The 14809-nt window shown below is 43.4% G+C and carries 11 protein-coding genes; all 11 read right to left on the reverse strand.

Annotation, left to right across the window (positions count from 1 at the left end; translation table 11 throughout):
* Nucleotides 1–696: 696 nt before the first annotated feature.
* Nucleotides 697–2664, reverse strand: coding sequence for a WecB/TagA/CpsF family glycosyltransferase (locus HMPREF1548_RS30900; RefSeq protein ID WP_021636933.1), 1968 nt, complete (start codon nucleotides 2662–2664; stop codon nucleotides 697–699).
* Between the two features lie 31 nt (nucleotides 2665–2695).
* Nucleotides 2696–4240 carry a lipopolysaccharide biosynthesis protein gene (locus HMPREF1548_RS14220; RefSeq protein ID WP_021636934.1) on the reverse strand — a complete coding sequence of 515 codons (1545 nt, stop codon included), beginning with the start codon at nucleotides 4238–4240 and terminating at the stop codon, nucleotides 2696–2698.
* A gap of 261 nt (nucleotides 4241–4501) precedes the next feature.
* Nucleotides 4502–5401, reverse strand: a complete 900-nt coding sequence (locus HMPREF1548_RS14225; RefSeq protein WP_021636935.1) for an alpha-1,2-fucosyltransferase — start codon at nucleotides 5399–5401, stop codon at nucleotides 4502–4504.
* 341 nt (nucleotides 5402–5742) lie between these two features.
* Complete coding sequence (locus tag HMPREF1548_RS14230) at nucleotides 5743–6765, reverse strand: glycosyltransferase family 2 protein (protein ID WP_021636936.1); 1023 nt, start codon at nucleotides 6763–6765, stop codon at nucleotides 5743–5745.
* Nucleotides 6766–7230: 465 nt separating this feature from the next.
* The gene (locus HMPREF1548_RS14235; RefSeq protein WP_021636937.1) at nucleotides 7231–7788 is read right to left on the reverse strand and encodes an LbetaH domain-containing protein; all 558 of its coding nucleotides are present in this window, start codon (nucleotides 7786–7788) and stop codon (nucleotides 7231–7233) included.
* Between the two features lie 70 nt (nucleotides 7789–7858).
* Nucleotides 7859–9004 (reverse strand): glycosyltransferase family 4 protein, encoded by a 1146-nt coding sequence (locus tag HMPREF1548_RS14240; RefSeq protein ID WP_021636938.1) that lies wholly within the window; start codon nucleotides 9002–9004, stop codon nucleotides 7859–7861.
* Nucleotides 9005–10093 carry a glycoside hydrolase family 88 protein gene (locus tag HMPREF1548_RS14245; RefSeq protein WP_021636939.1) on the reverse strand — a complete coding sequence of 363 codons (1089 nt, stop codon included), beginning with the start codon at nucleotides 10091–10093 and terminating at the stop codon, nucleotides 9005–9007.
* A 13-nt stretch (nucleotides 10094–10106) separates the two neighbouring features.
* Nucleotides 10107–11276, reverse strand: a complete 1170-nt coding sequence (locus HMPREF1548_RS14250; protein WP_021636940.1) for a polysaccharide pyruvyl transferase family protein — start codon at nucleotides 11274–11276, stop codon at nucleotides 10107–10109.
* A 36-nt stretch (nucleotides 11277–11312) separates the two neighbouring features.
* The gene (locus HMPREF1548_RS14255; RefSeq protein WP_021636941.1) at nucleotides 11313–12419 is read right to left on the reverse strand and encodes a glycosyltransferase family 2 protein; all 1107 of its coding nucleotides are present in this window, start codon (nucleotides 12417–12419) and stop codon (nucleotides 11313–11315) included.
* Nucleotides 12416–13525, reverse strand: a complete 1110-nt coding sequence (locus tag HMPREF1548_RS14260; RefSeq protein WP_021636942.1) for a glycosyltransferase family 4 protein — start codon at nucleotides 13523–13525, stop codon at nucleotides 12416–12418. The genes HMPREF1548_RS14255 and HMPREF1548_RS14260 overlap by 4 nt, the downstream gene beginning before the upstream one ends.
* 24 nt (nucleotides 13526–13549) lie before the next feature.
* Nucleotides 13550–14767, reverse strand: coding sequence for a hypothetical protein (locus HMPREF1548_RS14265; RefSeq protein WP_021636943.1), 1218 nt, complete (start codon nucleotides 14765–14767; stop codon nucleotides 13550–13552).
* Between the last annotated feature and the right edge of the window lie 42 nt (nucleotides 14768–14809).

The following is a 14809-nucleotide window of genomic DNA, read 5'->3' on the forward strand; positions in this document are numbered from 1 at the left end:
CTTCCGCAAATTAAAATACAGGTTGGCAAGCAGATAAACCGTAGTAAGAATCAACCCGGTATAGCTTACAGAATACAGAAAAATATAGAAGTTGCCCCCATATAATAATGCTGTTGCAATTATCAACTGTTTCCTGTTCAGGTTTGCGAGATAAAAAAAGAAAGCCAGAAGGATAACATAAGAAATATGGAGCACATTGGGATGTGGATACCCAAGGCTCCATCTGATAATATGTCCTAAACCTAATTTGGAATGGACAAGCGCGAGATCCGGTATCTGCTTTAACAAAGCCAATACAATAGTGGAAAAAAATGCCACCGTCCATACTGCTGCACCTACTTTAAAAACCCTTTTTACAGGAACATGTTTCATGCCTGCAACCACCAGCACATAGATAAAAGCAGCCATTTCTCCGGAATTACGGTAAGCCAGTACTCCAAAAGCCATCAGAACGAGCATCTGCACTAGTTCACCTACAGTATGCTCAGTCAGGCACACTTTTACCACAAAACAGAAAAAAGCGGCAATAATACACAGTCTAAAGGATTTCATCCCTTCATACAGGCCAATTCCTTTGGCAAACAACATTATAGCAAAGAATAAATAATAGAATATTTCTTCTGGCCTGAAACCTGTCCCGCGTTCGGACCCCATATTATATACGGCGTTCTTCTGTTCCATTTATCTATACCTGTCTTACTTTCCTTTTTCTTTCTGCATGTATAGACAGATTGTTCTGTCCACCACATCATCCCAGTTAAAACGGCCGCAGATATAGTCTGCGCTCTCTTTTCTATACTTTTCCACAATATCCGGTCTTGTAAGAAGTTCTTCCAATTTTTGTTTAAGATCTTCTACATTTCCTTTTTGGAAGGAGCATGCTTTATCCTGGACAACTTCCATATTCTCATCAATATCACTAACCAGGCAGCAATTTCCATAGCTCATAGCTTCCAAAAGACTGACTGCCATTCCTTCTACATCGCTTGGCAATACGAAGATATATGAATTGGAATACAATTCTTCCAATATTTCTCCCTGTACGAATCCAGTCATTACAATGCGGGAGTCCTCCTGTGACATCGTTGTTATCTGATCCATATAATCATGAGAATGACTGCTTCCACCGGCAATTACCAGCTTTTTGTCGGTCGCAATATCTTTAAATGCATCTATCAGATAATGCAGCCCCTTTTCTGGAACAATTCTTGCAAGGAACAGAATATATTCATCTTTCTCCAGTCCGTATTTCTCTTTAATGCAGTTTATCTCTTTATGTTCCGGGCATATAATACCATTAGGAATATAGCTGGTTTCCCGTCCGTATTCTTTCTGGAAATAATCTTTCATGTTCTCAGACAAAACAATCAGTTCGTCCGCATGCTTTGCCGCCATTTTTTCTCCGAATCGCAATACCTTCGATGCAAAATTACCCCATTTAGATCTCTGCCAGTCCAGTCCGTGTATGGTTGCCACAACTCGCATACCAAATAATTTGGGAATCCAAATCATTGTGCAAGGCCCTTCTGCATGAAAATGGATGATATCATAGCGTCCGAACAATGAACGGATTGTTGCCAGAAAAGAATAGACTATTGCATTCAATGAACTGCTGCTTGGCGTGGGAATCGTAAAAATCCTCACACCATTATAATATCTTTCTCTCTTTTCGTCAAATTCCTTACCGGAAACATGATAACCAAACCGGTTGTAGGCATCCACCTCACACCCCAGTTTTACCATCCTGGTCGATAATTCGTCAACCACAATTTCCACTCCGCCTTCTCTGGAAGGTATTCTTTTATGGCCAATCATTGCAACCCGCAGAGGCCTGCCCTTTTTCCCACGCGGAATCTCTTTGTCGCATGCAGATATTGGCCTAGATACATAATGTTTCCTGTCAATCCCGTTTTTTCCTTTCAGCCATTCTCTGAATAGATAAAAAACGAAGGAAAAATTAGTATCCAGATATCTTGGAAAAAGCCTCTTAGGATCCTGCCCAATACGAAACAGCCACTCCATACAGAATTCCTGCATCCACAATGGTGCTCTTTTGATAGTACCAGCATGAAAATCAAAGCCGGCGCCAACACCAAGCATAACACCGCATACTCTGCCGTCATGCGCTGCCATCCACTTTTCCTGCTTGGGAGCTCCAAGACCTATCCAAATAAAATCAGGATTGCATTCATTTATATTACGGATTGCTTCCTCATCCTCTTCTTCCGTCATAGGACGGAACGGAGGTGAATACATGCCGACGACATTCATTTTGGGATATTCTTCTGCAAGCTTTACCTTTAAGGCATCCAACGTTTCCTGCCGGCTTCCGTAAAAATAATGCCTGTACCCCTTTTTCTCGGACAATCTGAATATTTCAGGCATTAAATCCGGCCCGGGAACCCTGCCAGCTTCTTTAAACCCGGTATGGCGCTGTACAATGGATAACGGCTTGCCATCCGGAATATTCATTGCCGCGTTGTTTTGTACCTCTCTGTATTCACCATCCCGATAAGCCGTAACCGTAGTATGCACATTAGAGACACATATATAGTGTCCCTTAAGTTCATCCAAATGCTGTTCTATATAACTGACTGTCTTTTCCATATCAGTTATATTAATTTTTGTTCCCAATATACTGCTGTAGTTCAATTCTGTTGTCATTCATTTTACCCTTAACCTAAAGATGATATTATCAGCGATGAAGCCTGTTTACCACAGCATATGCCTTATCTCTGAAAATTGCAAATAAGTACCTGAACTCTGCGGTTCCTCCAAAAAAAATCAAGAAAATCCCATTGAAAACCAGAGTAATAATAACTATCATTACGGCAAAAGAGGCAATCGTTACCTCTTTCATAAATATATTGCTGCACAGCACGCAGCATGCGGCCGCCAGTATAATGACCGCTGCATATCTGACCGTATCATAAAAATAACTTGTCGCTTTTCTTTCAAAACAGACTCTGTATATAATAACAGGCCGGATTATATTGGCCAACAGGCCGGATACAATTGTCCCGATATAAACCCCTATCAGTCCGATTTTAATTACCAGCACTACGGAAATAACAAGATTCACCGCTCCCTGTACTAATGGAAGGTATTTATCCTGCTCAAAGACACCTGCAGCAGTTTTATAATTAGATAATACTACCCGTTCGCCCTTAAAGTAGTAGTCAATCAAAATCGCTGCAATAACAGCCCCAGGTAAAATCCATTTATCTCCAAGCCACAGTTTTATTAAAGGAGTCAACAGTATATAAAAACCCACAGCAGAAAAACCGTATATCCAGGAAGCAAAAAAACGGTAAATACAAAACATGTTGTATTGTTTTTCCCTGGACTCCGTGGCAATCAGGTTGCCAAAGCTGGATATTACAGAATTAAAAATAATATTAACAAAGTTGGATACAGAGGATATCACCATATTATAGTTATCAACCATACCCGACATGGCAACGTTGATAAACCCTGATATTATAATGGAGTCTGTCTGAAGTCTGGCCACATCCCCGACCTTATGACAGACAAGCGCCCCTGTTTTTCTTTTAATATCAGAGGTTTCTTCTTTAGTAAGTTTTTCCACATTTTTCTCTTTTAAATATGGATACTTATAATTAAGGTAAATATTTGCAAATATTTTCTGTGCCAGCTCTATAACGGAAGCGGAGATTAAGTAGCCATAAAAACTTGAGGTGGCAAGAATCACTATTGTCTGAACCAATGTAGTCACAATTTTAGTGATAGTTATAACATTCGACTGAATATAATTCTTCTGTTCAGCATTGGGCAGGCTGTATTTATACGCTACAAAATAGGAACTTACCGTATTAAAAAGAAATATTAAATAGAAATTTATCAAATCCTGGGTACTGTCTATCCCAACAGGATCCTTAATAATATACTTCAAAAACGGTACCAAAATCAGACCTACCGCTGCTACAATAAAAGCAATCATGCGATATGCCTTTTTGTAAAACTGCATGTAAGCCTTAACCTTTTCCCTGTCACCTTTCGCAACCGGGGCATAGAGACTGAAATTAATTGCAGTGCCGACCCCTAATTCAGCCAACGAAAGCACGGACAAAATATTAGTATATGTGCTGTTAATTCCAAGAAGTGTTTCGTCCAGGCGCATTATAAACACATAACGCAGGATTGCATTTAACAGCAGTGTAATTATATTACTGACGTAGCCAAACATAATATTTCTGGCTGCATATTTTACTCGTCCCATTCACTGCTTCTTTCTTTTTCAGTAGTTTTAGTATTTTATCATATTATGACAGATTATTCCACCCAAACGAGCTAATTTCCTCTCCCTCTTAATATGCACATTTTTCCTTTTTCTATAATATAACATATTACCCTAGTAATTCCAACCATAGGAAATATTCAGATTACGATTAATATACTTGCAGATATCATACGTCCCAATCATACGAGATAATAAAAAAAGTATATTGTTATGACAGTTTGCCATTTTTCAACTAAGTTTTCAGACAATTCTGCCTTCTTCATCAATTATAACCCAATTTTCCCACAATTCATGCATTCGTTCCGGCTCAGCCTGCTGGCTGTTTTTATGCTTTGCCGGTCGTATTACAATTTTTTTCTCTGTCCTGTTAAGCCTTGCCCCCCAGAAGCTGAAGGTGCTGTTGGCACAGACATTATGCTTGCAGCAACTCATTAATTCCATGTCATAAAAGCTGTCAGCGCCGTGATTCCAATCAACAACGGTATATTCCTCCCCCTTATAATGTTCGCGCAGATAGGCCGGATCATCGGAAAATAAATAAAAATGAGGATTCGTTACTCTGTTACGTATATATCCCTCCGCCGACTTGTAATAACTGTCTGTACAGATTCCTCCAAACATGGCTGCATTTTCAGGGTCCAGATAATCTCCGCGTCGGATATGAATACTGACTGAATTTTCTGAATTCATTTTATTTTTTAACATATTATTCTGAATATTATCGGTTTTAGGAAATATTATTTTACTCTGAAGGAGCGGCATAATATCATGATAATATTTTTCGCAGGCCCAATGTCCCTCCAAATATACATTGTCTAACTTAAAAATTTCCGGATGAAACATTTCACTTTCATAAAAATGCTTGTTTTTGGAAGGAAACAGTTTTCGTTCCAATTTATTAAAAAACCCTTCTTTTCCCAAAAGAGCCTCTCTCTCCTGGGGAGTGCAGGCTTCATAAGTGAGATTATCAAAAAACCTCAGCTCCAGGCTGCGTCTGGCTAATACATTTTCCTGCATAGAAGCATTGTCAAACCATGATGTATCAAGCCGTGTTTCCTTTCCTAAAGCCTTAAACTTTTCATATAAAGCATACTGCTGCATCTGGTTTCCCAAACCGCCCATAACTCGTATTACTATCATCTACTTCATTCAATCCTTCCTGCACAAAATAGTATATAAAAGCATATATGTTCAGAATATTCTGACTGTTTGCAAATATACTAACAATTTTCGCATTTTAATATTTTTACTATTCTATTATTTGTAAGTTATATGATTTCTGTTATTAATCCACAATTTTCCAACAATATACATTTATTTCTGACTAATAATACTATTTCAAAAAACAATTATATTTTGTAGCACAACTTTCAAGATATCATAATATAGTTCTGAAAATATACAATCTCATACAAAATTTCAAAAATATTCCCGCTTTTCGGGCAATTATTATTAGCGTCAGTATATTCGCACATTTTCTGTTATCCATTAATCCTGTCATACAATTCAAAGATAATCTTTCCTGCTCCACAACGGAAAACAGAGGGCCTTCTCATTACCCAGATAAGAAGTTTATTTACATTATCCTCCGGACGAATTTTATACTTATCAGCTATTGTTTTCACATGTTCAGCTTTACAAATTTTTTTCGTTCTGTCTGTGAAGCCCTTTTTGCCGCCGCGCAGTTCATTTTTAACAGCCAGCATAAGAAGGAACAGGCTTTCCTTCTCCCATTGTTCTTGCCAATCTGTAATACTCTTAGAGCTGAATATTTCTTTAATCGCGTCTATCAGAAGGCATATTCCATCGTACATTCCCGCATCATATTTGTGTACCATAGAAGCATCGTTATAAAAATAGTGGTAATGCAGCGCTTCCTTTAATATTACCACCCTCCTGCTGTCCAATAACGCCGGAAGAACAATGTTTACATCCTCTCCCATTTTAATGCCGGGATTGCAGTAAATCATATTATCCACAATCAATTCCCGGGGAAAAAGCTTCATGCACCGTGACATTGATATGGTACGCCGCTCATTTCCCAATAAATTTCTTTTAATTGAATTCTCCAGCAGAGCACCTTCATATATACCCGGCGATAGCTCATGAAAATGGCTGGTTGAATGTCCGTCTTTCTCGATCACGAAGTTTCCACAGATAACTTCTCCCGGAATGCCCGCTGCCTCCTTAAGCATCTCCTCCATCATATTGGTTTCTACCCAGTCATCACTGTCAATAAAGCTCAGATAATCCCCGGCAGACACATTAACCCCTGCCATCCAGGCCGACATCAGGCCGCCGTTTTGTTTGTGAATTACACGGATTCTTTTGTCTCCAGCCGCATAAGAATCACATATTTGAGGTCCTCCATCTCTGGAACCATCGTCCACAAGAATAATCTCAAGATTACTGTATGTTTGATTAACTATACTGTTAAGACAGCGTTCAAGATAGTTCTCTGCATTATAAACCGGAACAATCACACTTATTAGCTTTTGCTTCATTGTACTTTCCACTCCAACCTGGGATAACAGACAGAATAACAAATTTGTATATGTTAATTTAATTTTAAAAGTTATTTGTCGCAATTATATAAAAATATTGTTTTATTTTCTGATAATTACAATTTTCACTTTAATATGACTGTATTCAAAATTGAAACTATTAATCTTATTGTCTTTAATATATGTTTTATAATGAATTCAGCTTATTGTTGGTAAAGCCTTTTTAAATCTTAATACACTTTTTATTTTTAATAATTTTCAGCAAAACATACATATCCTAATTATATTTACAAAGAATACAATATTTTCTTTTATTCGTAAGTAACTCGCCTTATTAAACAGCAAAATTATCTATTGCCTATATATTGTCAGATTTTTTTCAATATTTTATGTTTATTTCTGACAATTATTTTGTTAGCCCAATATATTTATGCCTCTTCCTGTATTATAGCATCTAACCCTATACTACTTCTTTAAATGCAGCACCCTCCCCGGTACCCCGGCTACAGTTGCTCCATTCTGGTTTATAGACCGTGTAACCACGCTCCCGGCACCAATCGTAACTCCATCTGCAATCCTGATATCCCCAATGACCGAACATCCCCATCCCGCAGTCACGTTTTTGCCAAGCACAGGGCTTTTTGTTCCGGCACCGGTATTTCCCACACAGAAATTGCCTGTAACATGGCAGTTTTCCCCGATCCTGGCGTCCTCATTCACTACAATTGGGGCTATATGATAAATCAGCAGACCTTTTTCAAAACAATTTTCCGGGATTTCAAAGCCCAGCCGGTTCCCCAGCACATATTTCCTGCGGTGGTACCAGATAAATGCCGCCTTATCCCAGAACGTATTCCTGTTTTTATGATACTCCGCATGCCTTAATGTCCACAGATACTGCCATATCCTGTAAAATTTGGAACGCAGAAGCCATGCCGGCAGCCAGGAACTGTTTTCTCCCCCGAAATACAACGCCCTCTCGTATGCAAGATATTCTTTTAAATCCTTTTTGTCCTGTATCATGATATCCCCTCATGGCATAATGGCCGCATCACCTGCATCCCAGGCTTCCAGAATTTGCAAACTTCCTGAATCACCACTGCAGACTTTCATTAATTACATCAAAAACCTTCCTGTTTACCTTCCGGTAATCAAACTGAAGGGATTTTTCATAGGCTGCCTTCGCATAACGTTCATAATCCGCCACGATTTTGTCCATTGCGGAATGAATGCTCTCCACGCTTCCATCCGTAACCTCAGAATCCTTTCCGTAAGTCAGCACTTCCTTAATCCCGCCGACATCCGTGGTAATCACCGGCAGTCCCCGGCTTATGGCTTCCAGGATAATCATGGGAATCCCTTCAAACGTTGAATTCATAACAAGCATATCGGCGGCCTTCATCGTTTCCTGTACTTCATCCGGCGATACGGCACCGGCAAAATGAATCCTCTCGTTTCCGTCTGCCAGCGTTTCCAGCTGCTTACGCTCTTCACCGTCACCCAGTATCGTAAAATCGCAGCTTCTGCCATAGCTTTTAACCGCTTTAATCATAGGTCCCACGTTTTTAACGGCCGAGAGCCTTCCCGCATATAAAAAGTGTATTTTATCCTCATGCAGTTTTCTTTCTTCATAAGGATGCACCACAATAGAATTTCCCACATGCACCGTATGTTTATTGTAAACGCTGTAATTTTCCAGTGTTTCCTGTTCCAAAACAAAGATAGCCGTGCTCTTCTTTATCACATGGACCAGAAAACCCTGAAAAGCTTTTCGTATAAAAGGCGCCTTTTTAAAAAAACGTACCCGCTGCCACATATCCAGATAGGTTCCATGGGAAAAAACATAGCAGATGGCGCCGGGCCTGAGAAAACGTACTGCGCCGAAGGCCTCCGGAGTATGGATATAATTGCAGTCCTCCCTGGTTAACCCTATCAGCTTCCGATATTTCCACAATCCTTTAACATATTCCAGTCGAAGGGATTTTTTCACCTTGCTTAAATCAGCTGATGCCTGAGTCACGGCCAGAAAAGAGTATTCGCCTCCACCGTTGGATATTCTTTTAACCTTACCAACTTCGCTGGCATCACATGACACCCCTACAAGAAGAACCTCTCCTGTATGCTCCGGATATTCCTGTGAAAGGAATCTGAGAAAATTTTTTATGCTTGTCACCTGTCCGCCTACGGGATAATCCCTGTAGTTGCAGGTATCATACAATATAAGACGCGGCTTTCCCATCTACACTTCCTCCATCATCCCAAACAACCGCAGCGCAGGCCCGTCCGCCCAGGGATAGCTTCCGTATCTTTGCGGATACTGGCTGAAGCCGTCGCACTCCGCCGAACACTGCTCCACCCTGCCGTTTTTCATATGTGCGAGCAAATATTCGCCTGCACGCAGCACATTTTCTTCATAGTGACCGTCCAGATTTTCAAACTGCATCCCCCGCAGCAACGCACAGGCAATCATGGCCGTGGCAGAGGAATCACTGGGGCCATCCTGTGCCTGCAGCTGCCAGGGGAAGCTTCCGTCTTCCTTCTGAAAACCCACCACAATAGCGGACAGCTTTTGAAAATGGTCCCGCAGGAAACTAAACTGCGGTGTTTTTTCCGGAAGATAGGCCAGACTCTCAGAGATTCCTGACATCAGCCAGCCTACGGCCCTGCCCCAGCCGATAATACCGTATTTTACGCCGGTATCGCTGTCAAAACCGTGGTATGGCAGTCCCGATGCCGCGTCCATCCCGCCCTCCAGGAAGTGCACCATTTGAACGACGCTAAGCTTAACCGCCGTCGTATCCTCTGTCAGGATACCGTAACGGCATAAAAAAGGGCAGACCATACCGATACCATCGGCATAAATATGGCTTCCATCCCTTAGCCTGTAAGGAAGATTTCCCCTGGAATCCGCCGGATACTTCAGCAGGTAGGCTGCAAGGCGCTGGGCGCCTGTCATGTATTTTTCATTACCGGTTCTTTCATACAAATCAAGTAAGGGAATGCCGTTCGTTATGTTATCCACATAGTATATCGGCATTTCCTGCTTTATCCACCTGTTAAAGTATCTCTCCAACGTATTAATACTCACATTGTCTGAGGTACCTCTGCAAACTTCCGACAGTCCTCTGGCAAGCAGCGCATTGGGCCAGTAAAACCGATCCACGGGCGGTATCTGCTGAAAAAGCAGATATTTTCTGATACGCCGCTTGGTCTTTTCTTTTTTCCCCAATATCGGATAGGTGAACAGCTGCTTCGCCACATTTTGCTGCAGCGCATTTACCTTCTGGATTGTTTCCGTTCTTTGTATCAGTTCCTGTAACCGCTCCATACAGTCACTCCCCTCATTCTGCCAGTTTTCCCAGTATTTTTCCCATTTGCCTGGCACGTTCCAGATAAGCCGGCATAACCTTTTCCAACCGTGTTTTTACAAACTGTTCCTGGTTTTTAAGCCATTCAAAGCCTTCAATCAGTTCCCCCTCCTGACGCAGGCTCTGCACCGGAAGCACATAATCCTCCCAGGTGCCGAACAGATCCTTGGCAATTCCCCTGGCTTTTACCGAGTACCCTACCACCAGGGTGGGAACCAGCGATGAATAGGCCGCTATCGTGGCATGGGTTCTGGCTCCTATAAAAAAACGGCACCTGGCGATATAGCCCTTCAGTTCCTCGCAGCCGCAGTCCTCAATGAGAACTATTCGTCCGGTTTCCTTAAAGTCTTCATACAGTCGTTTTAAAACCGTTCTGTCATCATTGTTTTTCCAGACCACATGGGGAATCAGCGCCACATTCATCTGCGTGGTATCAAGAATATGCCGGATTAGCGCCCTGTAATTTTCCATGGTAATCCCCGGCACCGCTTCATTTTCCACCACCAGCGGACTCACATTCAGCCCTACCATGCCGCCCTCCGTAAAATTCTCCGGCAAAGGCTTTTTTATTGTTTCAAGAAGAAATGCAGGATCTGGTACAAGGTAGGTATTGTCCTTCAGCCCTGCATCCTGCAATGCCTGCCAGGTAATGGACTCCCGTGCTATGATGCTGCTGTAGCGCCGCATATCATCAATAATATCAGGTTCAGCCAGCAGCTCCGGTTCTATGGAACAGCCAAGCAGGACCGTTTTCGCCCCCTGACTGTTGAACATCTGGTTGGCCAGCTTTAAATCCTTTAAAAGAAGATCATAGCAATAATTATCGCCGCCGATGGAGATGTTCAGCGCCCGCAGGTTCCTGCCGCATACCTCTCCGAACCGATAGCGCAGCGCAGCCTCCGGATCATGCAAATAACGTTCCTTCAGATAATAATATACATGAATGAAAAAATTTTCCCTGATTTTCTTTTCCTCAATCAGCGTACATAAACCCTTCAGAGAATACCTTTCATCCTCCGCAGCGCTGTTGGTTACGATGATTGCAGGCTTGGGCAGCATTTTGCATACGGTATTGGCAATTGCTTCGCATCCATGATTTCCGCTTCCCGCGTGCATATACAGAACAATTTTATCTTTTTTCAACGGAGTCTCACCTTCCTGTTTTGATAAAAATCCGGCTTACCGGCGCCCTTTCCAATGGTGGTACAGCCCCAGATACAAAGACGGTGCTAAAAGAAACAAAAGCCCCTTCAGCTTATATCCCGCCGGAAGTCCTCTTCTTACCATCCGGTCCCGGGCTGCTTCTCTGGCAGCTTTACGGCATACTTCTGTATAATCTGCCATCGCCCTTCTTTCCTCTGCCGGGAGCAGTGCCAGCTTTCCGGCCGTAAGAAGCGCCGCCTGAAAAAGGCTGATATCCGCTTTTGCCGTATAATCCGGATACAAAAGCTTTATTTTTTCCCGGGCCTGCTGCCAGCAGGTTATCTGATCCATGTATGCAGGCTTAAATCCTGAAAACATGGCGCCATCATCATTGATATAGTAACAGTATTCCCTTGTCTTTATCAGGGAAACCTTCTTCAATGCAGGGAGCAGGTCTATGAGGAACAGCAAATCCTCCCCGATTGTCAGCCCTTCCTGAAAACGCGCCTCCTGAAGTATTTCTTTTCGAAAAAGGATACTCCAGCATCGGGTATTTCCGGCCAGAAGATATTCTGCCACATAGGCTTCCACCGGCATGGAGATGTGCTCCGGATATGTTTCTTCCATACCCGCCGCTTCTCCGTCTCGTCTTTCCTTATCCGCATTTTCTTTATCCGGAGGCTTTTTATCTGAGAGCTTTTTATCCTGTCTCTTCAGAAGCTGTGTGCTCTCTCCTGTTCCACAGTCCCTGCGAAACTGCCTCCGTTCCGCTTCCCCTGCCTCCTGAAAACCGCACATAGCCATATCGCTGCCGTCTTTTTCCAGGCATTCCACCTGATGCTCCAGCATTTCCGGGCACAGCCAGTCATCCGCATCCACGAAGGCAATATAGTCACCGGAGGCCTCTTTCAGCCCCAGGTTTCTTGCAGAGGATACGCCGCCGTTTTCTTTCTGGAGCAGCCGGAAGCGGCTGTCCTTTTCACAAAAGCTTCGGCAGATGCCAGTGCTGTCATCCGTGGATCCGTCGTCTACCAGCAGCACCTCCAGATCAGTCCAGGTCTGCAAAGCAATGCTCTGCAGGCAGTCGGGCAGAGGCCCGGAGGCATTATAAACAGGTATGATCACCGAAATTTTAGCACTCACCTGGCCAACTCCTCCCAGTATGCCGTAATGCGGCTGTCCCAGCCGAACCGCTTCACATTCTCATAACCTTTTCTTATCAGCTGCTGTCTGAGTTCTTCCTCCGTCAGAATCCGGTTCAAGCATTTTACGCTCTGAGCATAGTTATCCGGATCTGTGAGAAGGCCGGCATCTCCCACCACCTCAGCCAATGCCGTCCTGTCGGAGCAGACTACCGGCACCCCCAGCTGCATGGCCTCCAGCGGAGGGAATCCAAATCCCTCTATCAGGGAAAGGAACAGGAAAACCCTTGCACCGGCCAAAAGGCTGTGCATATCCTCTGAACGTTCAATATATTTATAGCAGGTCACATGGGACGCCGCCTCACTGCTGATCTCATAGCCATCTGTATTGAGGATTCCCACCACTATCAGCCTGGCAGGATGCTGTGTCTGATGATAATAGGCATCATAGGTTTTCAGCACCCCCGCCGCATTTTTGTGAGGAAGCCCTGAGGCGGCTGCATAAATATAAGGTTCCTCCGGAATCAGGGCACATTTATTCCGGGAACATTTTACTTCATTCAATCCATTGTAAATAACCCTGACCCTTTTCCCGCTGCCCGGACACATGGCATCAATCTCTCTGCGTGAAAATTCAGAAATCGTTATAATCCGATCCGCATGCTTCATGGAAGCCTTCAGCCGGCTCATAATATAGGCATTTTCCACCCGGTTTAATACGCTGGGAAAATATTTATCATAAAAGAAAGGTATCAGATCGTGAATGATAACCGTATCCTTTCCCCTGTAAAACAGCGGACGGTATCCCCTGGGAAAAAGGATTCTGTCTGCCTTATATTTACGCGCCTGAAACGGAACGATAAAAAGCTCCCATACGAGGCAGGTCAGCTTGTTCAGCGGGTTTCCTTTCATCTGAACGAAACGGATGCCGGGTATATCAAAATCCTTCCGGTTATATTCGTTCCCCAGCACAATGATTTCCTCGCAGCGCTCTCCGTTCCGGTTCGTCTCAGTCAGATGCTGGGCCAGATTCTGCGCCAGGTTGTAAATACCAATACTTTTTCCTTTTCCCTTTACCAGCTTGAAGCAGTCAATTACCAACCTCATTCCCTATACCTCTCACGCTTCTTTTTAACAGCCCGGTTCCCCGGACGTTTCTTTCCGTCCCAGAAAACGCCAGCTCTGCCACCAGTATTCCTCCTGTATATCCTGCATCCCCTCTGCAGGCGGCTTCCGGAAGCAGAGCATATCACTCCAGTAAGCCCCCAGCAGAAACAGGGCATAGTTTCTGCCCAGATATACGGAAATAAAATGCGCTTCCAGCATGGTGTACAATGCAAAGCTGAGCACCATCATGAAGCCCATATAATTCTTCTTTTTATAGCACTGCCACATCAGCATTGCGTACAGAAGCACATAAAGCGCGCCGGGGATGATTCCATACCAATAGAACAGGCGCACATAGCCCATATCGAAATACTTGATGTTTTCCGGCCGGGAGAAAAGGCGCCAGTTGCGCAGTATTCCTCCTCCGCCCTCCAGGGTATTCATGCTTGTAATACGTCCCGTAAAAAAACGGTCATATGGATAAAAAGGCCCCTCATACGGCTCATAACAGGCAATCCATATGGACAGTCCCACACAGCCAAAGAAAAGCAGAATGCCGGCAATATAAAGCCATTTACTGTCCCGAGCCTTCCTGCCATAAGTAAGAAACAGGGAAAAGGCAAGTGTAAAAACAAGAATTAATACCCCTGTCCTGGAATCCGTCGGCAGAAATAAAATGAGGCCGGCAGCAAGGAGCAGGCCATACATCCATAGCTTCATCTTCCTCCAGTACAAATATATCCCCAGCGTAACCAGTACCCAGAACATGCAGAAAAAGGCGTTAGGATGCCCCAGCCCGAAGGTATACCTTATTCCCCTGTCCCCTGCATCCACAATATACATCTGGCCGAAAATACCTGTTAAAGCCAGCGATACAAGAAGCAGGCAGCCCGACAGTGTGACGAAAAAAGCCAACTGTAAAGACTTGCGTAAATCCACATTTTTGAAGGAAGCGCAGAAAACCACCAGCCTGACTGCTTCATCCCGTCCCGAAAACAAATAACAGGTTCCGGCAATTATAAGAAAAAACAGCATCCACAGCCATTCCCTGAATGAATAACGGGTAAGGCAGATTTTGCCCAGAAAAAGCAGGAAGGTTATACGAAACAACTGCCCCTCCCATGGATTGATGTATGCACTTTTGTCCGCAATAACAATCAGAAGCTCCAGTACCAGTCCGATATAAAATAAAATCTGCCCCAACTGGTACAGCCAATCCTCCGTACATTTTTCCTTGTCCATTCATTTCTCCCTGGGAACTGGTTCCCTATATGCTAAAACGGT

Source organism: Clostridium sp. KLE 1755 (assembly GCF_000466465.2).
Lineage (GTDB): Bacteria > Bacillota > Clostridia > Lachnospirales > Lachnospiraceae > Eisenbergiella > Eisenbergiella porci.

Excerpts from the sequence above, each read along its gene's own strand:
- HMPREF1548_RS30900 (WP_021636933.1), bottom strand. The coding sequence starts at position 2,664 with ATGACAACAGAATTGAACTACAGCAGTATATTGGGAACAAAAATTAAT.
- HMPREF1548_RS14240 (WP_021636938.1), bottom strand. The coding sequence starts at position 9,004 with ATGGGAAAGCCGCGTCTTATATTGTATGATACCTGCAACTACAGGGAT.
- HMPREF1548_RS14260 (WP_021636942.1), bottom strand. The coding sequence starts at position 13,525 with ATGAGGTTGGTAATTGACTGCTTCAAGCTGGTAAAGGGAAAAGGAAAA.
- HMPREF1548_RS14265 (WP_021636943.1), bottom strand. The coding sequence starts at position 14,767 with ATGGACAAGGAAAAATGTACGGAGGATTGGCTGTACCAGTTGGGGCAG.
- HMPREF1548_RS14245 (WP_021636939.1), bottom strand. The coding sequence starts at position 10,093 with ATGGAGCGGTTACAGGAACTGATACAAAGAACGGAAACAATCCAGAAG.
- HMPREF1548_RS14225 (WP_021636935.1), bottom strand. The coding sequence starts at position 5,401 with ATGATAGTAATACGAGTTATGGGCGGTTTGGGAAACCAGATGCAGCAG.
- HMPREF1548_RS14235 (WP_021636937.1), bottom strand. The coding sequence starts at position 7,788 with ATGATACAGGACAAAAAGGATTTAAAAGAATATCTTGCATACGAGAGG.
- HMPREF1548_RS14220 (WP_021636934.1), bottom strand. The coding sequence starts at position 4,240 with ATGGGACGAGTAAAATATGCAGCCAGAAATATTATGTTTGGCTACGTC.
- HMPREF1548_RS14230 (WP_021636936.1), bottom strand. The coding sequence starts at position 6,765 with ATGAAGCAAAAGCTAATAAGTGTGATTGTTCCGGTTTATAATGCAGAG.